We start from the raw sequence: 23,624 nt of genomic DNA, 5'->3' as shown, positions 1-23,624 counted from the left end.
CTTATTATCATGAACTGTTATACCAAATATATAAAGGTGGTTATTGCGTTTTTGATCGTATTTGCCACAAATTCAAAGGCTCAGGCCCAAGTATGGGAAAAGGATAAAATCGTTTTTCCGGAAAGAGAAAAAGTGAAAGTCGCTAATACCGGCAAGTCCATTGATATTTTGGACGAATACGCTGTTGCGGTTACAGATGGCGGTATTGTAGTATGGAAGCTTTCGGGTAACGAATGGAAAATCCAGGCTAGATTAGGATTGCCGGATAAACCGAAAGCCCGTTTCGAATCGGTAAAGATTGAAAGCGAATATATAGCAGGCCTTTATAAAGGAGACCTCTATCTTTTCGACAAAAAAAACGGGGAGTGGTCAGATAGTCAGGAAGCGGTAAAAGTCGAAGCACCTTTAGGAAGTATCCGTGGAAATGGTTTCGATATAGCTTCAAATACTTTGGCTTATATCACCTTTAACACCGAGACGGAATCCCGCAATGTTATAGCGTTAATTAAAAGACCGAATGGTGGTTGGGCTTCCGCATCCTCCTTACAACCAAAACACGTAGAAACGGAAAACCCTATATGGAGAATCGCTTTAACGGACGATATTCTATGTGCGACATCTTTCGGGACAGAAAACAAACTGCATATTTTCGAAAATAACGGAAACGATTGGAACTCATCTTCTCTTTTCGAGCAGGTCTATATTTCCGAGAATACTGAAGACCATAAACCTTCGGGTCTGGGCTATGCGATTGCGGTACATCAACAATCTATTGTCGCTTTGGATGGTAAAACGGGGTATATTCACCTTTTTCAAAAGGCTAGCGGTTCGTGGCCTGATATGGAAGAAGTGGATACTAAACTATTACGACCAAAAAGTTTAGTGGCAATAAAAAACGATTATCCTGTAGTTGATTTAGATTTTAAAACAAATAGGATAGCCATAACATATTGGAATAACGAAAAGATATCAGTTTTAACTGACCTATTTGAAGCTTCAGGCGATACTTGGGAGAGAACCGATCCTCGAATGATATGGGAAAATTGGATTGAGAATCATGCTGGAATTGGATTTTTTGGCAATTTCGAAACCAACGTAGCTATCGGGAATGATATAGTTGCGGTTTATATAGATGGCGAGAAAAACGTTCCTGCCGATTTCGAAAATCTTAATTTTTATAAAAAAGAAACCTTCTGGCCCAAAGCGGTAAAAATGAGTTATGAAAAGCCGGGACCGTTAAGGACAACGACTCATTCGCAGTCTCCATGGTTAGAAAGTCGTCTACCCGCCGTTGCTTTTCAGGGGGATCTTTGCGCAATGCCTGTACGCCATAGAAAAAGACAGTCTGTGGGTATATATGACATCAGTGGTGAAAAAAGAAAGCCTTTGGCCTATTTGTCGACTGACAGGCCCGATTTCTTTCCAGAAGAGATTATTTTCGAAGAGGGTAGGTTATTCGTTTTATCAAAGGACAGGTCAAATGACGGATTGCTTGTTTATGTTTTTGAAAAAAAGGGGAATGATTGGATTAGCACAAGAAAGGCTGACGCATTAGTCGAAATAGGAAATGGGGATAATCCAAACGCAAAAGGCAAAATACGATTCTTAGAGAATAGGCTTGAAGTTTGGGACGGAAAGGAACTCTATTCTTTTAGGAAGGATGGGTATAAGTGGGTGCCCGCAAACGATTCTCAAACCCTAGAAATCGGTGAGACTGATTTTATTGCGGATAAATTTTCGTGGAACAGAACAGAAGTTGCAAGACTTATTCTGACCGAAAACGAAAGTAGAATATACGCTTTCCAGAAAAATGGTCAGAGATATTCCGATACTCCAGTAATGGTAGGAAATCTATCGGGAGAGAAAAAATTATCGCCAAAAACAAACTTTTCAATAGCCGATAACGGAACGATCACGGTTACCTCCGGTTCAGATGTCTTTTTATATTCAAAACAGCAAGAAGGAGGTTATAAAAAGGCAACTGTCTCGGTCGATAATTATGTGAATGATGCCGAAAAAGTAAATGTACTTTCCGCTTTAGTTAAAGGAAATAACCTATTTGTGACATATAAAGCGTATCGCTTAGGCGAGTCTATTGTAGAAGCCATAGTATTAACAAAAGGAGGCTCTGAAGGGTGGGAAACCAACCTTTCCAATACGATGTTAATTGAAGGAAAAGCCGATACAGATTTACTTAAAACGGCCAGAATAATTACAGATTTTCAATCTGAAGAAAACAAAGTAATATTATTCGACCGTTTTTATAGCGATTCCGAAAATATGAAATCAAAGGAAGCATTTATTCTTTTTAAGGGACAAGAATAATCTTATTTTAATAACTAAGCAAGGATGCCAGTAGCGATATATATGATATAGCTACTGGCATTTTTTTGGAAAGAAAGGGATCAACCTTAATCCATCCGCCATACATTTACCCGATCGACGGCAAATATTGATTTCTTGAAGACTACGGCCTCACCACCGTTAAAATAAAAGCCCATGTCTTCGTTTCTTTCGACCCAATCTATTCCATTTTCGGAAACATGGAGTTTTCGGCCAAGTTGATTTAAACGGTCCAAACCACCGCCTATTTTCCAAAGCTTCCCCTTATATGAGATGGCCCTCATACCTGTTTCTCCTATTGTGTATTTCTTTGCTTTGTGTGTCCACGTTTTCCCGTCCGGGCTAGAAAAAATACCGCTTTTCCTTTCGAAAGTTCCAGCTCCCAGAAGCCATAAATTCTCATTATGGATAAGCAATTCCGTATCTCGGTAAATGGTTGGGCCTTTGTCGCTTACCGGTTTCCAATCCGTCCCGTTTTCGCTGTTTAAGATTTTTACGCCCCTACGGTCAATACTGTAAAAAAGCCATATCTTATTTTTGAAAACGACGCACCTAAACGATTTCGCTTTCGCTAGTTCCGGTATCTGAGCCACGCTCTCCCAGTTTCCGCCATCGGTACTACTGAGAATATCCGATTTTCGGGAACTATAGATTCTTCCCCCAATCAAGAAGAGTTTTCCTTTGAACGAAATCATTTCGGAGCCTAAACGCCTCTGACCGCCATTTAATTTGCCTACTTGGTTCCAAGATTTCCCGTCACCAGAGCGTAATACATAATTGTAAACCGTAGCGCCCGTTCCTCCGGAAAGGTAATAAAGCTGACCATTGTGGACAGTCATCCGGTTATCGGAATTTCCTTTGGCCAACGGGTGGTTGATCTCCCCGATTCGATGCCAAAACTTACCGGCCTCCGCCGTCTTAAATCCGACAACCTCGCTGGATGTGGCACCTCCGTATTTATCTTTCGCCACTATCTTCGCAAAATATTTTGTTCCGTATTCAAGCTTATCTTCGGTTTTAAAGGAATATTCCTTTAAATGGTCTCGTTCTCTTATCGTCTTGATTAGGGTTTTCGGATTCTCTTCTTTATCTATATAAACCCCATAAGAAATAGAATCCCGATCGGCATCGGAACTTGCTTTCCATTTAAAAGTAGGATTCCTTACAAAACCGTATTCATTTTTAAAGCCTGGGTTACCGTTATTAGGAGAGTTTAGAAGAATGGGCGCCGTCGGACTGATATTGGCCACATTCATATCTGCCCTCACTACGCGATTAACATTGTTGGGAAACGAAACGATAATATAATCTTGGTAAGTGCCACGCAGTACGCCTTTTCGGTTCACTTTGGCTTTAACCGTAATGGCGCTATCCATTACGCCAGTCCTCTTCTGAAAGGAAAGCCAACTGTTCGAATTCTTTATTTCCCATTTGACGTTTTTTCCTGTTTTATTTTTTAGCCTAAAACTCAATTCGTCTTTTTTATCCCCAAATTCCAGTAGCTGTGTAGACACGCCAAGTTTATCCCCATTCAGCTCTTCCATCTTTACCACTTCCTTCTCGCAGGCGGATAATGAGATTATTAATATCCCCGCCAGTAAAGCCTTTCTCATATCAGTATTGGTTGTATATAAAAAACATTTTCCCTCTAAAACAGAAAAAGCAAAACCGTTTCGGTTTTGCTACGCAACCAATGTAGAGTTATATTTTTTTGAAAAATTTGATTTATATCAAAAGCAGTGTTTGCAGTAAAAATGTAGCTTACAAAGAATCTATTCTTCCAGTTGCTTTCTTATTCCTGCAGGCAGTTTTTCCTTTACCAAACGGTACGATTCCATGGTCCATTCTTTGATTGAGGAATCGTTGGCGTCAGACGAAAAATAGACGCTGTTCCAATGCTTTTTATTCATATGATATCCAGCCTTTATAGCCTCATATCTATCCCTAAGCTCAAGAGCGGTTTCCGGATCACATTTCAGATTGACATATTCAAAATTGTCTATGTCCGTTATGGCAAATATTTTCCCCATTACTTTAAACGCTAATGTGCTTTCATCAAAAGGCAGATCTTCGGTAGTTCCGGGTAATGAAAGACATAATTCCCTGAATTCTTCGATAGTCATATTTTATGATCTTTAAAGATTATACTATTCCAATAAATAGAAATCTAAGAGATATGTATTTCCGAAGCACCGCATATTTTGGCTATATCGCATGGTAGAGGGTGAATTTTTTCTTGTGGCAGTAATGCCTTTGCCTCTTCTATTTTCTTTTCTTGGACCAATTGGTAGATATCTCGACAATTTTCCGATATATCTTCAATTGACACAATCCATTCATTGACGTATTTCTCTACAGAGATGCCACTTAGCCCAACCTGAATTGAACGGTAATCAAGCTTGTTGATAAATATGTCTTTTTCGGGATCCCACTGAATCCGAACAGGTGATTCGGCCACACTGTTTTTCCAAATTTCATGGGATTCGTGAACCGAAGAATCAAAATGTGAAAGACATGAATTGGCTAACGCCCATTCCCACCCTTCACGTTTAATTTTTATTGCTAAGATATGCTCTTGGCCTTCTTTCTGTCCCCACCCGCTACGATACATCATCCAAAGAAGCGATGGCTTAATCCATGTCATCCGGGTAAGTTTAAAGGGAGGTACAAACTTCTGGGCCTTTATCGCCGGAACAGCGATTCCGGGACGATATGCCTGATATACAGTAATATGTTCTTCGTCAAATACAGCTCTTATATTATTAATGTCCATAAACGCAAAATATATAGTTAAGCCTATAATTGAAATGTTTGAGTCGTTTTTAATAAAAATACGCTACGTGTTTATGATAAGATGGTGTTAGTAAAGTTATATTTATGTGATTTTGTTGGAGGCCTTCCATTAGGTTTTGTTTTATAACCTTTCAAATTAATGGTTAGAAAATATTTATCCATGAATTATGTTTTTAGTTGAAAAGATCCTTTATTGTACCCATCAAAAACGGCGTGGTTGGAGATAAGAGGGGAAAGCTACCGTATTTTATCTAACGGAAACACTTTTCAAATGAGACAAATCTTTTCCCTCTGCGTTATCGTTCTTTTTTCCATTACGGTCTATGGACAATCCGGAAATCGATATCTGAGATGTATCGGTACCCAAGACAGTCTATTTTCAAAGGTTCTCAATGAAGGACGAGAAATTTATGTGCAACTGCCGGAGAGTTTTTCGAAAAATAGTAAACGCAAATACCCTGTAGTATTTGTACTGGACGGAGCGTCGCTTTTACCGACGGTAATCGATGCTCACGCTTATTACTCGGGTGGGTTTATGCCTGAAATGGTACTTGTCGGTATTTCGAATCATAAAAACCGGACTCGTGATTTAACTCCCTCAACACCGGAAAATAGTCAGGGCGCTCCTAGAAACGTGGAATCTGGAGGAGCTTCGAGGTTTCTGGATTTTATCGAAAAGGAATTAGTGTCTTATGTTGAACGCAATTATCCTGTAACGAATTACAGAACGCTGATAGGCCATTCTTACGGCGGGTTATTTACGATCTACACTATGACTGAGCGCAAAGATTTATTCAAAAATTATCTGGCGATTGACCCTAGTTTGCAATGGGATAATCAAAAGTTTTTGAAAAAGGCGAAGCGGTCACTTTCTGGACGAGATTATAAAAATAAGTCATTGTATATGTCTTTGGCGGGGCCGTTACATATGGCCAATTTGGAAATAACGATTGATAACGTTATGGACGATGACACTGGGTTTACTCTCTTTCCGCGTTCCAATCTTGAGTTTTCAAAAAAGGCAAAAAGCATGACGCAAGAAGGTTTTTCATTTGAATGGGAATTTTTTCCGAACGAACTGCATGGAACTGTTGCTTATCCTTCCATAAAAAATGGGTTGGTGTCGTTGTTTAATTGGTTTCAGATGGAAAATATCGAAAAAATCAATAATCCTAAAACCCCTGTAGCCGATCTAAGAAAGGTCATAGACCAACGATCAGCAAAGCTCAAGGCTCATTTTGGCTATTCCGTACCCGCTTATCCAGAAGATGTGCTTAATACTCTGGGCTATATGAGTATGGATCAGGGAATGCCTAAAAAGGCGAAAATGTACTTTGAACGTTCATTGGCTTTTTACCCGGAAAGTTCCAACGCCTACGATTCGATGTCAGAATATTATGAACGATCCGGTAATTACGCTTTAGCTATCGAATATGCCATAAAGGCTTATGGTTTGAGCGGCTCGAAATATCATAAAGACAGGTTGCGAAAATTAGAAAAAGCTCTGACAGGAAATAGGCAATAATGCTTAGGTTATTGTCAAATATTTAAAAAAGATTATATTTTGCACATAATATGGGCGACAGGATTGAAAGGTTCACAGAATTTGAAAGGGAGTGAAGAATTTTTGAAATAAGGATCTCTGTTTTAGATCTATTTTTTTCAATAATCGAGAGTCCCATTTTCAGGTTTATTGGAGATGGGATTTCTACTTTTACTTCTTATCTAAGAGGTGGATTAACGAAATAAAACAACGCATTTCCCTTATCTTTACCCCAAAACCGCTAAATCCCCGACAAGAATACAATCGGGGAAACCGTTGAACGTTATATACGGAAGGCCAAAAACGGCCGGTATAAAGGGAAATAGATTTGGAATTGGGACGACTTAAGTGTTTGTTTTTGACTTTGATGGCTTTCGCCGGCCTTTGGCGGAGCGCGTTGGCGTATCCGGAAGGCGGGTTGCGGGGTGTCATGTTCAATAGCTACGAGACCGAAGAGTCTGGCCGTACTACGCTAAAGCTTTTGCCAAAGCGAGGGCTGAATATTCCATTGGGCAATTCCCGTTTTGATTTCGATTTTCAGGTTAGGGAAGTAGACCAGTTCGGTCAACTTATGGTTTTCGCTTGTGGCGCCGACACGTATTCGGTCACGATGACGCCTTTTGAGGGAAACGGGAAGAAGAGCTTTGCTTTTTATCTTAACAAAAACGGAGTCTCCCATACCAAAGTCAAGATTCCTAGAAATGACTTCAGCCGAAACCGCTGGAATCGGGCTTCTATTATTTTCGATAAGAAAAAGGTTCGTCTCCGGATCAATGGACATATTACCGAGGCTCTGGAATTCGAATGCGGAAAGGCGTTTTTTACTTTCGGTCATGTCGACAGTGGAAAGTTTCAAACACCTTTGATCCTGCCCATTAATCTCAAAGACATTCGTTTTTTTGAAAATGAAAAACTTAAACGGCACTGGACGCTTGAGCGAAACAATAAAACCGACGGCCAATTAAAAGACCAATTGGGAAAAGGAATAGCCCAGCTGGAAAAGCCTCGGGGTTGGGTAGCCGACAAATACCGGCGTTGGCGTAAGACGGCGAGTTTCGTGACCGAAGCGAATCCGGGTATAGCCTACAGGGCCAACGCGCAGGAACTATGGTTTGTGGAGCCGGACACCCTCCGTGTCTTCGACATGCAGGGCTTGGCTTTATCGGTTCGGAAACAGTCGAAAAAAATCCCAATCGATTCGCGAGATTTTACGGCTGTGGCTGACGGCAACGACTCCGTTTTCGTATTTCCACAGGGGCCCGGACCGTTATTTTTATCTAATGGAAATACGGAATGGATTCGCCTTTCCGGCGGGCAAGATACGCAAGTCAGGGAGCGCCAGCATAAAAGCACGTTTATAGACCCTGTTACGGGTACGCCGGCGTTTTTCGGCGGATACGGTTACTACACTTTCCATAATGAATTGATCCGGTATGTTGCCAATTCTAAGAATTGGGAAAAGTTGTCGTTAAACGGCGATATTATTTCTCCCAGAACTTGCGCTGCGGTAGGGCCGTATTCGGAGAACGGAGAATTTATACTTTTCGGAGGTTATGGAAGTCCGGACGGACAGCATTTTTCGGGTGCGTATCATTTTTATGACGCTTATATAATTAATTTAAAAGAACTGACGGCCCGGAAGCTTTGGGAACTGGAAAACCCGCCCGAAGATATGGTGCCGGCCAACCAACTGGTGATGGCCGACGATTCTTCCGGATTCTTTACGCTGACTTTTCCTTATATCGCTCAGTCGTTGGATGTTGAGGGCGTAAAGCAAAACAAGACCAAACTCCGTTTACGGTATTTCGATCTGAAAACGGGCGAGAATATAGCGCTGGCCGACGGTATTCCATTTCCTTTCTCGATTGAGGACGCCAAGGTTTTCTTTTTCCATAATAAAATGACTGGCGAATTATGGGCGGCATTGAAATATGCGATTACCGAAAATCGATCGAGGGTTGACCTTTACCGTATCGATTTTGTCCCTTCCGGAAAATTGATGGCGGGTGTATCCGGTGAAATCGAAAATATAAATAAAGCCGAATCAGTTGACTTCCTATATTTGGTTGTTTTTTCATCAATACTGATCGTTCTATTTCTCTTAGTAATTTTTATTTTAAAAAGAAAAAATAAATCTGAGACGATAGAAATACCAAAGCAAAAAGAGGTTGAGCAACAAGGAAATATATATCAAAATCCGATTTCGAAAAACGAGATCAGAGTTTACGGAGGATTGAAAATCACCGTGGACAATGACGATTATTCCGAAAAGTTGGGGCCGAAACTGAAAGAACTTTTCCTTTTGATTTTACTTCAGGGAAAAAGGGGAATAGCGCCACAGGATATCGGTCATTTGCTTTGGGACGGAGCGTCGCCGGCGCAGAAAAAAGAAAACCGGCAGAAATCGATTAACCGTCTGAAAAAAGCGTTGCTCGACTTCGAAGGAATCATATTGGCCTTTGAAGGCGGACGTTGGTACGCCCAACTTTCTGAAGATTGGCGTTGCGATTTTTTGGAAGCGGAAGAAACTACCGATTTTGATAAGCTTTCCCGTTTGTTAGCCGGTGGAAATGTGTTGCCCAACCATGCCTACGAATGGCTCGACGATATTAAAAAAGAACAATACGAACGCTGGGAGCCCGTATTTCGTAGCGATTACGCCGTTTCTCCGGAACGGCGGGAACGGGTGTTGGAGTTGATGCTTCGTTGGGACGCCCTGAACGAATGGGCTATGGCCAGACGGTTGTCAATGTACCTTTCCGGGCACGAAAGCGCGAAAGCAAAGTTGGCGTTCGAAAGCTTCGTTACTCAGTACGCCAAAATTTACGGCGAGGCCTATGCCTACACTATGGATGAAATGATAGAAAAAGCCGGCGAAGGCGCTCGTATTTGAGTACCGGCCGGCTTTGTATGAACAGTAAGGCGTTGCGGAGGGCAAGCCGAGACTTGCCCAGAGCCCAGTAAAAAATAAATCGGATTAGTTTCCTTCGAAAGAGTTCATAAAGTTGTCGAACCTTCCCGGCGAGAGCATTTCCCAAACCGAGGCCACGGTCCAGCCGATTGAGCCGTGTACGTTTAGGAATCCTTTGCCATTCGCTCCGTAATCCCACATAGTCTGCTGCACGATTTCAGGCATATAACCTTTTTTGCCCACGCCGCGCATATGGTATTCGTAAGGAAGCATCTGCTCGCGGATTGATGACTCGATAACATCGGCCATCTGCCCGTAGCGCTTGTTGCCTTTTTCGGCCTCCAACCAGCGAAGTACTTCCAAGAAATCGAAAATATACACGTCGATATGGTTGTTTTCCGTCGATACGCTACCCCAGCCACGGGTTTTGAGGTTGGCGCCGTAGAGTAACTGACCTTGGGCAAACGGCACGTCGTAGAGGTAGTACCAGCTGAGCGTAAACACGGCCGATTTTTCCATCAACTCGATATAACGCTGTTTCTCTTTACCTTCGGACACTTGAGCCAATTGCAAAAGCGAAGTGGACGCGATAAGCGCGGCTTCTTTGTCCTCACAGTTCGAATCAAGGGTAGAGGAGAAGTAATCGGCTTTGCCCACCAATTCTTTCTCGATAAAACGGCTGGCTTTTACGGCCACGTCCTTAAACTCCGGATCGTCAAAATACTTCGAAGCCAACAGCATCGGCGTAATGATCAGCTGCGTACTTCCTTTCGACTTGTCCAATACCTTGAACTGACGGTCAAATTTGCGTGGCAAGCTTCCGTCGGTATCCTGCATTTTTGCAAACGACTTCAAAAGTCCTTTGATTTTGGCGTCCACTTCCGGGTGGCGCTTGCCCCTGAGCCTGTCGTAGTTCAGGATGTAAAGCGTCGCCACAATTCCTTCAGTCTGCTTGCGGAGGCTGTATACAGTCTCTTTATAGTTGCGGTAAACCTGCTCGCGGAGCAATCCCGATTCCGTAAATCCGTTATCGAAATAACTGTCGATAACCTTGCGGGCCAAAGCCACTTTGTCCGGATCGTTTTGCTGGTCGCCGAATTCAAGAAGGTTAAACGAGTTGATCAGTGTACGGCCGCAGAAACCTACGGAAAGCACTCCCGTGTTTTCGCAAGTGGCCATATTGTACCAAAGGCCGGAGAAGCCTGTCAGGCCGTTTACCGTATAAATCGCTTCCTTGTGGAAGTTGGTCAGAGTCTCCTTGATTTCGGTATCCGTCAAATATTCCTCAAGCGGTTGCGGATCGAGGTTGTCGAAAGAATGTTCCCAAGTCTTCGAAACGTATTCCGTATAATCCTTCGCCGGCACGGCTTTCACTTCCCAGCTGATCGTCTTCTTTTCGCCTTTTTTCAAAGAGACGAACCCTCTCAAAGCCGGCGTAAGCTTCAGCTTGGTTTGGTAAGAATACGGAGCTTCATGAAACGGGTACTGAGCCGTAAGTACAGGCTGGTTACCGCTTTTGGCGAAACCAACGGAACCGATGCTCGAATTGCCGTTGAGAATGACCTCGCCTTCCTTCTTGTCCATGATCACGTCGTCGGCCAGTTTATCGGTACGGCGCACGAACATGCCCAAGCTCTTCCCTGCCTGAAAGAAGCCGGCCAAAGGAGTAGTCAAACGGTCGTCGCGCACAGACCAATTGTCCGAAACGTTCAGTGACGGCGCGTTCTTGGGCGTGCGCTCATTGCGCTTGTACCAGAAACCCGGCATATAGAACAGGGATTCGTCAAAAGACAAACCGTCGAAAATCCATTCATTCCGCAAGCTGAAGTTGATGTCCTGCTTGGCCTCGATCTCGAAAGCGTAGCGCTGGGCGCCCGCTTCACCCTTTTCAATTTTTCTGTTAATAATAAAAGGGGCGTTGGAAGTGGCGGTACCCAGTCCGTTTTTTCCAAACTCCACACCGAAGGTCTGGCTACTGCGTCCTTCGCTCTTTACGGTTACGCTCGTAGAAGTTTTGCCCAGGTACTTATTTAGCGCCCGTTGCGCAAAAGCGCCTTGCGTGACGCCGGCCCCGAAAATCGCAAGGGCGCACAAGGCGACAAGATTGAAGATTCTTTTCATGGCATTAAGATTTTTCAGCCAATGTAGGAGCACTAGGCCACAAAAACCGCCGGAAAAGGGTGGGACAGTAGTGGGAAATGCTGATTTTATGTTTGAAAAATTATGTTTTTGGTGTCCTTTGCAAAGGATCGTTGTCGAGATGCGTTCTGTTATGAAATTGAAAAAATGACACAGCGGAAACTTTCGGAAGCCAAACCTCTGGTCCGGAAATATCATATGCCACGTTTCGGTACGATGCCAAGGCTCTAAACCAAAGGAGCCCGGGACAATAACGAATAATAAATTTTCGGATCACGGGAGGGTTGTTCAACCGGATCCCCAAGATTTTATCATACAAAAGTTTTTACTACTGTAAAAGTTACCGTTCCGAAACCGTAAACACGGGCACCTGATGTTGACGACGTTATAAACGATGTCTTCGCCCCCTCACACACGATTGCGCAACGGCCTCATTTTATCTATATTTCAATTTTTACACGGAATTCTTCCCTATGGAAAAACTTACCGCATCCGATTTTGAGGAAGTCTATACAGGAAATTTTGGCAGCTTATGCGCATACGCTTACCGTCTGCTCAAAAACTACGAGGAAGCCCGGGAGCTGGTGATGGATGTTTTTGTCGCCTTTTGGGAAATCAGGGATTCGCCTCCGGCGCAAGAAACCACCAAAAGCTTCTTGTATCGTTCCGTACATAACAGGGCGGTAAACCTACTGGCCCGCCGTGATGTAAAAAGAAGGTATATCCATGAAACCACCACGCTCAGTTCCAATTATACCGACTCGCTGAACGAAGCAGTGACCTATAACGAACTTTACGGTGAAATGGACAAAGTAATCGACGACTTGCCGGAACGTTGCCGTGAGGTATTTGAGCTTAGCAGATTTTCGGGATTAACCCATAAGGAAATTGCCAAAGAACTGGGGCTGAGTCCCAAAACGGTGGAAAACCAGATTGCGCGAGCGTTGGGTAAGCTTCGCGCACGGCTCTCGGCTAAGGGCGTGGAGCTTATTGGGCTCCTTATGGCTGGTGAAGTAATTCGGCGGGTAGGGATTTTTTTTGAAATCCACCTGTTAGTTTAATTCGCTGGTTTACAGTGTTTTTTGTTCTGGATTCATAGGTTTGAAATTGAATTTCAATATTTTTTTCAAGTGTCTTGTGGGGGATTCGATGGACTTTCTTGTCATGCTTAGTCGAAAGGGATGGAAATGACAGATAACATATTGGTACGGTATATTTGTGGCGAAGCCTCGGAAATGGAGAGACGGTTTGTGGAATCAATAGTCGCAGAGGATGAAGAGGTGCATGTCCGACTCGAAGAGTTTCGGAAAGCGAAGGAAGAATCGGAAAAAGGAGCGCAGGCTTTGACCCAATGGTTTGATCGGTTTAATGGTTGGGAAGAGTTTGAACAACATAAGTCTAATAGACAAAGCGTTGTGCTTGAAGAGAGTAAAGATGAAAAGCCAATCCGAAGATTATGGCCTTTATATACGAGAGTGGCAGCTTCGCTGATTTTCATTTTGGCCATTGGTATTTGGTTTTTCGGAAACGACCGACCCGAGTACGCCGACTTTGACATGGGGGCCGAATACGGGCAAAAAGGAGACTATGTTTGGATAGATATGGCGGTCGCAGGCAAGAGCAAATCGACTGGTTTTGACGGCGGAAAGGCGACGGTTTCCAACGATACGGCGATGTATGCTTCGTCTGGACTAAAAACCGGAACGCTGGCATACAGAAAAGTAAAAGTCCCGACAGGGCGAAGATTCTATATCCGGCTAACCGACGGCACGGGCGTATTGCTGAACGCGGGTTCGGTATTCTGCTACCCGCAGACGTTTGACACCAAGTGCCGCGAAGTCTTTTTGAACGGTGAAGCCATATTCGAAGTGGCTAAAGACGCGGACCGCCCCTTCACCGTCGGGACGGCCCGCGCTACCGTCAAGGTCTTGGGTACGGTATTTAACCTAAGGGCTTTCGAATCAGAGGGTTTTGAGAATACGGCCCTGCTGGAAGGCTCGGTGGAGTTGGCTTCCGAAAAGGGTAAGGTTAGACTAAAACCGGGCGAATATGTTGAGATATCAAACGGAAAATATAAAGCCGGCAAAACGGACATTAACGAAAAGATGGCTTGGAAGCGTGGCGCATTGGTTTTTGGCGACAGGCCTTTCGGGGAGATGATTCCCGAGATAGAGCGTTTTTACGGAGTCAAGTTACGTTGCGACAACAAGGCACTGCTCAAAGCCGAGTTTTCGGGTTCTTTCGAAGGTGAAAGCCTAGAGGAAATGTTAACGGGAATGAGCGGGATTTTTGATTTTGAATTCAGGATAAGTGACGATAAAAAATACGCTTTCTTGAAGTAAACGGAGGCGGAAGCGGAGCTCCCTTTAAGCCCTGCTTCCGCAATTTTGTAAACCAATTCACAAATTATGAAAAAACTTTTACAAACCAGAAACAAGGTCCCGATAAGGATCTTGACGGGACTTTTTTTGTCTCTACTTTTCTTGCAGGTTCCGGCAGGGAACCTCCTCGCCAACGACCAGTCAGATAATCTGACCGCCGATTTTCGCGAAGCCACCCTGTCAGAGGTTTTCGCGTTCGTGAAGAAGAACACGCAATACAAGGTGCTTTTCGACAAAAACAGCGTTGACGTTCAGGTCAAAGTCTCGGTAACGGCCAAGAGTATGGCAATTAAAACTTTTATGCTCGACGCTTTGAAAGGTACGGGCTACGAATTCGAAATCTATGGCAAACAGATTTTGGTTCGGCCCAGAAAGGTTGCGCCCGCCACAAAAACTCAGGACAACACCTTCCCGGTAGTGGGGACCGTAAAGGATGAAAACGGCGAAGAGCTGATAGGGGTAAACGTCACGCTCAAGCGCGACCCGGCCATCGGTGTGGTTACGGATGTTGAGGGACGGTTCGCGTTAAAGGTAAAAGCCACTGACATCCTGCAATTCTCTTTTGTGGGATATAAACCTATCGCAGTCTCGGTAGGTAACCGTACAAGTTTCGACATTACGCTCGAGGAGAACCTCAAAGAGCTGGAAGCCGTAGTGGTGGTCGGTTTCGGTACGCAGACCAAGGCGGAGCTTTCCACTTCCGTAGACGAGGTGAAAGGCGAGGCGCTGGAAAAACTTCCGGTCACCAATATCAACCAAGCGATAGAAACACTAGTGCCCAGCCTTACCATCACGGGTTCGGCCCAAGAGTCGCCGGGCGCGTCGCCTAGCTTGCGGATCCGGGGCGAAAGCTCGCTAAACGGCGGGTCTCCGCTAGTGCTTATCGACGGTGTGCAGGGTAGCCTTTCGCTGATCGATCCGGCCGATGTGGCTAGCTACACCGTGCTGAAAGACGCCTCTTCGGCCGCCATATACGGAGCCCGGGGTTCCGGCGGTGTTATACTGATCACTACCAAGCAGGGAAACAGAAACGAAAAGTTCAAGATCAATTATAGCGGAAGCTATACGGTCAAGTCGCCGACACATCTGCCCGAATCGCTTTCGGGACAAAAGTTCGCCGAATTGCGTGGCCTTTCGGAGATAGCCGCGGGCCGGAAAACCGACTTTACGCATCCCGATATTCTGGCAGCTCTTGCCGATCCGGACGTTACTGAAATCCCCAATCCCCGCAGGCCGACTACGCACTTTGTGGGCACGGGCAATACGGATTGGATTGGCGAGGTGGTCGGAAGCGCCACTTTGCAGAAGCATAACATATCGTTGAGTGGCGGTACGCGAAAAGCCGGGTATTGGGTTTCGGCCGGTTATACGGACGAAAGCTCGCTTTACGAATACGGCGATTACGGATTCAAGCGCTATAATTTCCGCTCGAACCTCAACGCCGAAGTGGGCGATCATTTCAGGCTGGACGCTAAAATCGGATTTACGCACGCTGACCAAGACCGTCCGGTAAAAGGCTATGCGGGCGCGTTGACCAGAGCTATCAGCCAGCACCCGTTTAATCCCGTAAAGTGGAAAACCACAGGCGATTGGGGAGGCAACAACGGGGGTAACGCTGTGCACGACCTTCTGGAAGGCGGGAGTCACCGTTCGTTGACCAATGATCTTAACCTGAATATTTCCGGCACTTTAAAGCCGTTCAAAGGCTTTGAGTGGGTGAATTTGGCAGGATTCCGATATAGCCACGATAACAATTCGAAAGAAAAGAAAACCCTTTTGCGCTATAGCGTGAGGCCGGGAATTCCGATCGGTAGGGAAAACGACCCTAACGAATTTATAAAGGAATCGAAATATCGATTTTATAAAAATTTCCAGTCTTACGCTTCCTACAAAAGGGTTGTCGGGAGACACGAGGCCAAGATTATGCTCGGCGCTTCGTATGAGGATAATATCAGCGACAACCTCTCGGGACGCCGTAAGGAATTTTTCTCCAACGATTTGGTCCGTGTTCTTGATCTCGGCACCGGCGAACAGTACAACAATAACAGCGTGTCGGATTGGGCTATTGGCTCGTACTTCGGGCGTCTGAACTATAACTTCGCCAAGAAATACTTTGTGGAAGCCAGCTTCCGTAGCGATGCTTCCTCAAGGTTTACCGACGACAACAAATGGGGCTTCTTCCCCTCGGCTTCCGTTGCTTGGCGCATTATCGAGGAGTCTTTCCTTAAAGACACCGGCTTTTTGAGCGACCTGAAAATCAGGGCCTCTTGGGGGCAAGTGGGCAACCAAAGCGGTATCGGTCTGTACGATTTCGTTCCGCAACTTCAGGTAGGAGGCGATTATCCGATCGGCGACGATTACAGCCAGAACAAGTGGGTGGTGCAGAATTCCTTGGCCTCGCCGGCGCGTTCTTGGGAAACTATCGAGACGCAGAATATCGGCATTGATTTCGGCCTTTGGAAAAACCGACTCACCGGTAGTTTTGAATATTACACCAAGAAAAACAAAGACATGTTGGTGGCCGTCGACATTCCGTCGGTTATCGGAATGAACGTGCCGACTTACAATAGCGGCGAACTCGAAACTTGGGGTTGGGAAGTGAGCGTGAGATGGAGAGACCGAGTAGGGGAGCTTTCCTACAGCCTAAGCGCCACATTGCATGATTCTCAAAACGAGATTACGAAATACGAAAGCTCAAGAGCCATCTTCAGCGGATCGGGACGTAACATAGAGGGTTATCCGTTCCGTTCTTATTTCGGCTACACCACCGCCGGCCTGTTCCAAAGCGATGACGAGGTAACGAATTGGGCGAAACATCATTCGAGAAACGCGGCCGGTGACGTCAAATTCATGGACATCGACGAAAGTGGCGTGATCGACCAGGGCGATATCGTTTATCTCGGCAACCCATCGCCGCGCTACAACTACGCTATCAATCTCGACGTGTCTTGGAGAGGCCTGGATCTCGGCTTGACTTTCGACGGCGTGGGCAAAAAGGATATCTATATCAGTGGAAACAAGGTAAACCCGATCCAATATCCGAAATGGGAGGACCACTTGGATTATTGGACACCTGAGAACCCGAACGCCAAATATCCGAGATTGTACTACAACGACGGTTGGAACTGGAAGATATCCGACAGGATGCTTTGGGACGCCTCGTTCCTGAGACTCAAAAACGTACAGCTCGGGTATACTTTCCCGAAAAACATCACGGATATACTTCATGTGTCAAAGCTTAGGCTCTACGCCAACGGCCGTAACCTATTCGTCCAAGACGATTTCGTTCCGTTCCTTGATCCGCAGAGTACGAACGTGACGCAGTATCCCGTGCTTAAGAGTGTGACTTTTGGTCTGAACATTACTCCCTGATTCCCATGAAACGACTTTACATACTACTTATATCGGCGATTGCTTTCGTTTCCTGCGATATCGATATCGAGAGGGAACCTTACAACACGCTAACGGACAACGATTTCTGGAAAACGGAAAAAGACTTGGCCCAGGCATGTAACAGGCTTTACACCGAATTGGGCGGTTTCAGCAACCGCGACGTGTATACGGACATCAGCTACGGCGGAGGGCCGAACGAAATAGGGTCCTCTACCTTTACGCCCACCAACAACTTCGGCCCTTGGGACGGCGCTTACGGAAGCATAGCGAGATGCAACAAGATTATCGGTTCGGCGCCGAAGGCTCTGGAATCGCTAGATGAGGCCATCGTTAACCGCTATATCGGCGAGGCGCGTTTCTTTAGGGCTTGGCTTTACTACGGTATGCTCCGGTCATACGGAGGCGTCCCGATCATCGACAAGCTTCTTGATCTGGACTCGCCCGAGTTGTACGCTCCGAGAAACAGCAGAACGGAAGTGGCCGATTTTATCTTGGCCGACTTAGACTACGCTGCGCAATGGCTTCCGAATATCAGTGACCTTAAAGGATCCGAAGAGGGAAGGGTGACCAAAACGGCGGCGCAGGCCTTTCTGTCCAGAGTGGCCCTTTACGAAGGAACCCGCCAAAAATACCGCGAAAACGGCGAGCATAAGGCTTATCTCGAAAAGTCAAAAGCGGCCAGCCTCGCCGTAATCCAGAGCGGAGAACACATGCTGTATACCAAGCCCGGCGGCGACAAATACAGCAACTATACGAGCAGTTTCCTTTATGAAGGGGAAAACAGCAAGGAGTCGATTTTGGCTTCGCGTTATATTCTCGATTGGCGTAGCCACAACAGAAGCTACCAGCTGACCCGATCGCGTACGCTGCATCCGACCCGCAAGATGATAGATTACTATCTAGCCGACGACGGCTTGCCTATCAAGCATTCGGATCGGTTCCAAGGTTACGTTACGGCCCAATCGGAATACGAGAACCGTGACCCAAGGCTCAAGGCTTCCGTTTTCGTGCCGTTTGAGGATGACTGGTGGAAAGCCGGGGAAAAATACGTTCCCGAATTCTCCAACTCGGGCACCTCAACTGGATACCACTGGAAAAAATACGTGGTGATCTCAGAGCCCGCCGATTTGGTCAAAGGCCATATCGACTATATGGTGATCCGCTACGGCGAAGTGTTGCTCAATTACGCCGAGGCCGTTTACGAGCTTGGAGGGGCCATTACGGATGCGGATCTGGATTTGTCTATCAACGTTTTGCGCGACCGTGTGGATATGCCGCACCTTACCAACGCTTTTGTCAACGGAACGAATCCGGCCGGGGTACAACTCAATATGTTGGACGAAATCCGTCGCGAGCGGGTGGTGGAACTGGCCTCTGAAGGCTTCCGCTACGACGACCTCTTGCGCTGGGGCGTGGCCCACACCGTACTCAACGAACCGACAAAAGGAATCAAGAACTACGGCGACGCCGTTTACCCGTTGGTTCCTTGGGATTCGTTTGACAAGGACGCCGATGACTTTATCATTATCCAACCGTCGGCAACAAAGTATTTCGAAGACAAACATTACCTCTGGCCACTTCCGCTAGTACAAGTGGCTCTGAACGAAAACCTTGTCCAGAACCCGGGTTGGTAAAGCCCTTAATTCGGTAATTGATGAAAAAGAAATTGCTACGCTCGCCGTAGATTTTCCGTGTGATCCGTCACGGGACCTTTATACATGTATGAAATGTTGGGTTCCGTGACTTCTTTTGAAAACCAGTTTAGTGAAAAATTATAAGGGGTATTAGGTCTAAGGCATTAGGTTTTAGGTAGTGTGACAATTTACTGCCTAATACTGGATCCCTGTAAATGGGACCTGATCTTTAGAAAAAGAGAAAAACATTAAGAAACTAGAGCCTGCGCTCCAGTCCATATTGCAACGTTCCATCATCAACTCTTTTTCAAAAAGAATCATCCGGCCAACACGGAAAGATTTCCGCCTAATATTCTATACCCACTTCCGTACCCATCGATTATGGTTAGACTCACAGCCCGATCAATTCCCAAAACAAAGCGACGGATACCAGTGCCGTTGCTTCTGTTTCTCCTTCTTTTGGCCAATCTCGCCATGGCCCAAAGAGGTGAGAACTATTATGTAAAAAAATCCACTTGGGCCGCTACTATGGCGGCCTCAAAAGCCGCTTACGCAAATTACGCTGCCTCGGTAGACTTTGCGCCGAAAAAGACCAGAGTATTTAAACGTTACGAAAAGGCCGAAAAATTTTCCGCCGACATTACCGGCCTTGACAGGATAATACTTCTGGTGGAAGACGCCGGAAGCAAAACCATCCGTGACCAAGGCGTGTGGGCCAATCCCCGGCTTATCGACGCCAAAGGCAACGCCACGCCGCTCATCGGCCTGGAATGGGACAACGCCGTATCCGGCTGGCGCGAGACAATGAAAAATATGAGTCTGTTCTTCAGGACTCCGAAAATAGGGGAGAAATTCTACGAAGACGCCATCACGACCTGCGCCTATGGCCGGGTGGAATACAAGCTTGACAAAAAATACGTGCGCTTCGAGGCCGAAGTGGGCGTAGAAGCCCAAGGCGGCCGCGATCAGAGCAGTATAACTTTTAGTCTTCTGGCTTTTGATCCGGAAACGGTTACCAATCGGATCAAGCGGGACTTCCCTGTGGAGATGAAGCTCTACGAGGTGCTTTCCGGCGACGTGAGAGGCGCGTACTTCACCGATGCCGGATTCGGAAACGAGAAGCAGGCCTTGGAAAAAATTCTTGCCAAACTCGACCGTCCGGATTATATGCGTAACAAAGCCAAAGCCCTTTTGGCCCAAGGCGCCGATTCCGAACAATTACTTTCCCTTTTCTGGAAAATAGGGGAGATAGTCGACGCCCAAGACAACTTGGGTTTGGTGAATTTTGAAGCTATGCGCCTTTCGGTAACGCATATGGACAAGGCTTTTAAGGACAAATACAATGGCCGGAAATATTTGGCCCAGCTCAAGGGCTTCGAAGAAAACGCCGACAAAATGAAGGAATCCCTTTATAAGGGAGACCAGTCGGCGATAGCGTGGGTAAAGCGGCTTAATGCTTTCAAGCGCGAAGCGCTGATGGCCAACCCGTTGCTTGATTTCGACAAGCTACTGGCCGTAAGGCACAAGCTTGGCGACAAGGCCCGGACCAAAAAACCAAACGCTCCGGATATGGCCATGCCGAAAAACAATTGGAAAACGCTGGGTTCCACGCCCTATCCGGAAGACACTTGGAGCGCTGAGATCGTGGCGCTTTCCGACCTTAGGGGCGACGTTCAGTCAAAAACCATATACAAGCCCGAAGGCTCGCACGCCATTACGGATCTTGACTTACATTTCGACGCCGAAAAGATTCTCTTTACCTCCGCGTCCGGAAAAGGCCGTTGGGGGCTGTTCGAAGTGAACGTGGACGGAACAGGCAAAAGACAAGTCTCGCCGGACAAGTATCCGGATCTGGATTTCTACGACGCCTGTTATCTGCCTAACGACAAAGTGGCCATGGTTTCCAACGTATCGATGCAGGGCGTCCCGTGCGTAAGCGGCAATGATCCGGTAGGCAGTATGTGCCTTCTGGATCCGGAGGCCCGCACTTTCAAACAAATCAACTTCGGGCAAGACAATGATTGGGACCCGGTAGTGTTGCCTAACGGGCGCTTGATGTATCTGCGCTGGGAATATACCGACAACGTGCATTACTTCACCCGGGTACTGATGCACATGAATCCCGATGGCACAGGCAAAAAAGAATATTACGGAAGCGCCTCATATTGGCCGAATACCATCTTCGATGCCAAGCCAATTCCCGGCGAAAATACCAAGCTGGTTGGTATCGTCTCCGGCCATCACGGCGTCGGGCGCTCCGGCGAATTGGTAATCTTTGATCCGGCTAAAGGCAGGCACGAGGCCGACGGTGCGATTCAGAAAATTCCCGGCAGGGGAAAAAAGGTAGTGCCCATTATTAAAGACCGTTTGGTTAACGGCGTATGGCCACAGTTTGTAAACCCTTATCCGTTGGACGGCGATTATTTTTTGGTAAGCGCGAAGCTGAAGCCCGGCGGATTGTGGGGGCTTTATCTGGTCGATACTTTCGATAATATCACGTTGATCAAAGAATACGAAGGCGAAGGCATCCGCGACGTGTTTCCGCTTCGCAAACGCAAAACACCGCCTGTAATACCGGACAAGATTAAGCCCGGAGAAAAAGACGCAACGGTTTACATTGCGGATATTTACGAAGGCCAAGGCCTGAAAGGTGTCCCGAAAGGAAAAGTGAAAAGCTTGAGGGTATTCGCTTACAAATTCGCCTACAATATTGCCCGAAGCAACCATGACGCTATGGGTATCGAGGCCGCCTGGGACGTGAAGCGCGTGCTGGGCACCGTGCCTGTCTACGAAGACGGCTCGGCGATGTTCAAAATCCCGGCCAATACGCCGATCTCGCTACAACCGCTCGACGAGAAAGGGCAGGCCATGCAGTTAATGCGTAGCTGGCTGACGGCTATGCCCGGCGAGACGCTTTCTTGCATCGGTTGTCACGAAGACCAGAACAGCGTACCCGTCCCAAAGCGGACTATCGCCTCGTCGAAAAGCCCGGTGGACATCACGCCTTTTTACGGCGAGCCACGGCCTTTCGCCTTCGAAAACGAGGTACAGCCCGTCCTCGACGCCAAGTGCGTGGGTTGCCATAACGGCAACGACGAGGCCATCCCGAACTTCGCCGACAAAACGGCCGTTCCTTACCGCAATGTCAGCCGAAGTTACTTCGACTTACAGAAATTCGTGCGCCGTCCCGGGCCGGAATCGGACTTGCACGTCCTTACGCCGCTGGATTTCCACGCCAGCACCAGCGACGTGATTTCAAAACTCAACAAAGGTCACCACAACGTAAAACTCACCAAAGAGGAATACGACAGGCTAGTGACTTGGATAGACCTGAACGTACCTTATCATGCGGATTTCCACGGCGTTCCGGATTATCGGGGCAGTAGCCAAAAAGACCGGCGTGTACAGCTGATGAAGGAAATCAACAATATGGAATATACCGCCGAAGGCGAATTGGCCCGGGCCAACGCTTTGAGGGAATCTCGCGGGCCTGTCCAGCCTGTTATGCCGGAGCCGTTGCCCGAGGTTATTTACAAAAAGGCGAAAGCCCGTAATTGGCCGTTTGCAGCATCCGACGCGAAAAAAATGCTGGCCAAACACGGCGACGTGGCCAAAAGCATTGACTTGGGCAATGGCCAGAGAATCAGTCTGGTTAAAGTTCCCGCCGGAGAATTCGTAATGGGCTCTACAGATCCTGAAGCCGAAGCCTTGCCCATGGCTAAGGTCAAAGTGAAAAAGGCTTTTTGGATGGCCAAATTCGAAATCAGCAACGCCCAGTTTAGGTCAATATTCCCCGAACACGATAGCCGGGTGATGGACCAGCAGTGGAAAGACCATACCAAAGCGGGCTACGAGGCCAACCGTGATGGTCAGCCCGCTATCCGGGTGTCTTGGAAAGAGGCCAAAAGATTTTGCGATAAACTCAGCGAAAAGACCGGCCTCAAGGTAAAACTCCCTACCGAAAGCCAATGGGAGTGGGCTTGCCGGGCGGGATCCGACAGCGAAATGTCTTTTGGCGCAATCTCGTCGGACTTTGCCCCATACTCCAACTTGGCCGACGAAAGCTTGGGCAGAATGGCCGTAACCGGCGTTAATCCAAAACCGATGAAGCGCACTGACTCAAGATACGCCTATTATAATATCATACCGAAAGCGGATGGCCAAAACGACGGCAACATGCTTCAGGCGGACCCCGGCAAGTACAAAGCCAACGCGTGGGGGCTGCATGATATGCACGGTAATGTGGCCGAATGGACCAGATCGGATTTTGCTAAATATCCTTACAAAGCCAACGACGGCCGCAATGACGGAGACGAAGAAAAGGAGAAGGTCGTCAGGGGCGGTTCGTGGCGTGACAGGCCCCGTACCGCTACTTCCGGCTATCGCAAAGCATACGATCCCTGGCGCAAAATATTTAATGTAGGTTTCCGAATTGTAGTCGAAGAATAGACTTGGAAATTTAGGGTAAAATAGCGTTCTCATTGTGC

General features: G+C 46.7%; 12 protein-coding genes. 8 read left to right on the top strand and 4 right to left on the bottom strand.

Annotation, left to right across the window (positions count from 1 at the left end; all coding sequences use genetic code 11):
- Nucleotides 1-9 precede the first annotated feature (9 nt).
- Complete coding sequence (locus tag AABK39_RS21405) at nucleotides 10-2,325, top strand: ATP-binding protein (RefSeq protein ID WP_338395281.1); 2,316 nt, start codon at nucleotides 10-12, stop codon at nucleotides 2,323-2,325.
- A gap of 86 nt (nucleotides 2,326-2,411) precedes the next feature.
- On the opposite strand, the gene AABK39_RS21400 is transcribed toward AABK39_RS21405, so the two are convergent.
- From AABK39_RS21400 to AABK39_RS21390, 3 genes are all read right to left on the bottom strand, one after another.
- A complete protein-coding gene (locus tag AABK39_RS21400; protein WP_338395280.1) occupies nucleotides 2,412-3,956 on the bottom strand; it encodes a BACON domain-containing protein in 1,545 nt (514 codons plus the stop codon).
- A 159-nt stretch (nucleotides 3,957-4,115) separates the two neighbouring features.
- Nucleotides 4,116-4,466 (bottom strand): MmcQ/YjbR family DNA-binding protein, encoded by a 351-nt coding sequence (locus tag AABK39_RS21395; protein WP_338395279.1) that lies wholly within the window; start codon nucleotides 4,464-4,466, stop codon nucleotides 4,116-4,118.
- A gap of 44 nt (nucleotides 4,467-4,510) precedes the next feature.
- Nucleotides 4,511-5,116, bottom strand: a complete 606-nt coding sequence (locus tag AABK39_RS21390; RefSeq protein WP_338395278.1) for a DUF4291 domain-containing protein — start codon at nucleotides 5,114-5,116, stop codon at nucleotides 4,511-4,513.
- Between the two features lie 291 nt (nucleotides 5,117-5,407).
- Between AABK39_RS21390 and AABK39_RS21385 the strand changes: the two genes are divergently transcribed.
- Both AABK39_RS21385 and AABK39_RS21380 read left to right on the top strand, forming a co-directional pair.
- On the top strand, nucleotides 5,408-6,661 hold the full coding sequence (locus tag AABK39_RS21385; protein WP_338395277.1) for an alpha/beta hydrolase-fold protein: 1,254 nt from the start codon (nucleotides 5,408-5,410) through the stop codon (nucleotides 6,659-6,661).
- A 346-nt stretch (nucleotides 6,662-7,007) separates the two neighbouring features.
- Complete coding sequence (locus AABK39_RS21380; RefSeq protein ID WP_338395276.1) at nucleotides 7,008-9,572, top strand: hypothetical protein; 2,565 nt, start codon at nucleotides 7,008-7,010, stop codon at nucleotides 9,570-9,572.
- Between the two features lie 84 nt (nucleotides 9,573-9,656).
- Here the strand turns inward: AABK39_RS21380 and AABK39_RS21375 are convergent, their stop codons facing one another.
- Nucleotides 9,657-11,711 (bottom strand): hypothetical protein, encoded by a 2,055-nt coding sequence (locus AABK39_RS21375; protein ID WP_338395275.1) that lies wholly within the window; start codon nucleotides 11,709-11,711, stop codon nucleotides 9,657-9,659.
- A 491-nt stretch (nucleotides 11,712-12,202) separates the two neighbouring features.
- Here AABK39_RS21375 and AABK39_RS21370 point away from each other — a divergent pair, with 491 nt between their 5' ends.
- The 5 genes from AABK39_RS21370 (at nucleotide 12,203) to AABK39_RS21350 (ending at nucleotide 23,586) form a co-directional block, all read left to right on the top strand.
- Nucleotides 12,203-12,790, top strand: coding sequence for an RNA polymerase sigma-70 factor (locus tag AABK39_RS21370; protein WP_338395274.1), 588 nt, complete (start codon nucleotides 12,203-12,205; stop codon nucleotides 12,788-12,790).
- Nucleotides 12,791-12,916: 126 nt separating this feature from the next.
- Entirely contained in the window at nucleotides 12,917-14,071 is a 1,155-nt protein-coding gene (locus AABK39_RS21365; protein WP_338395273.1) for a FecR family protein, read from the top strand.
- A 66-nt stretch (nucleotides 14,072-14,137) separates the two neighbouring features.
- On the top strand, nucleotides 14,138-17,482 hold the full coding sequence (locus tag AABK39_RS21360; protein ID WP_338395272.1) for a TonB-dependent receptor: 3,345 nt from the start codon (nucleotides 14,138-14,140) through the stop codon (nucleotides 17,480-17,482).
- Nucleotides 17,483-17,487: 5 nt separating this feature from the next.
- Complete coding sequence (locus AABK39_RS21355; RefSeq protein ID WP_338395271.1) at nucleotides 17,488-19,137, top strand: RagB/SusD family nutrient uptake outer membrane protein; 1,650 nt, start codon at nucleotides 17,488-17,490, stop codon at nucleotides 19,135-19,137.
- Between the two features lie 381 nt (nucleotides 19,138-19,518).
- A complete protein-coding gene (locus AABK39_RS21350; RefSeq protein ID WP_338395270.1) occupies nucleotides 19,519-23,586 on the top strand; it encodes an SUMF1/EgtB/PvdO family nonheme iron enzyme in 4,068 nt (1,355 codons plus the stop codon).
- The last annotated feature ends 38 nt before the right edge of the window (nucleotides 23,587-23,624 follow it).

It is taken from the genome of Fulvitalea axinellae, assembly GCF_036492835.1.
Lineage (GTDB): Bacteria > Bacteroidota > Bacteroidia > Cytophagales > Cyclobacteriaceae > Fulvitalea > Fulvitalea axinellae.
The sequence above is the reverse complement of the archived record's forward strand: the minus strand, read 5'-3'. Positions and strand labels throughout refer to the sequence as shown.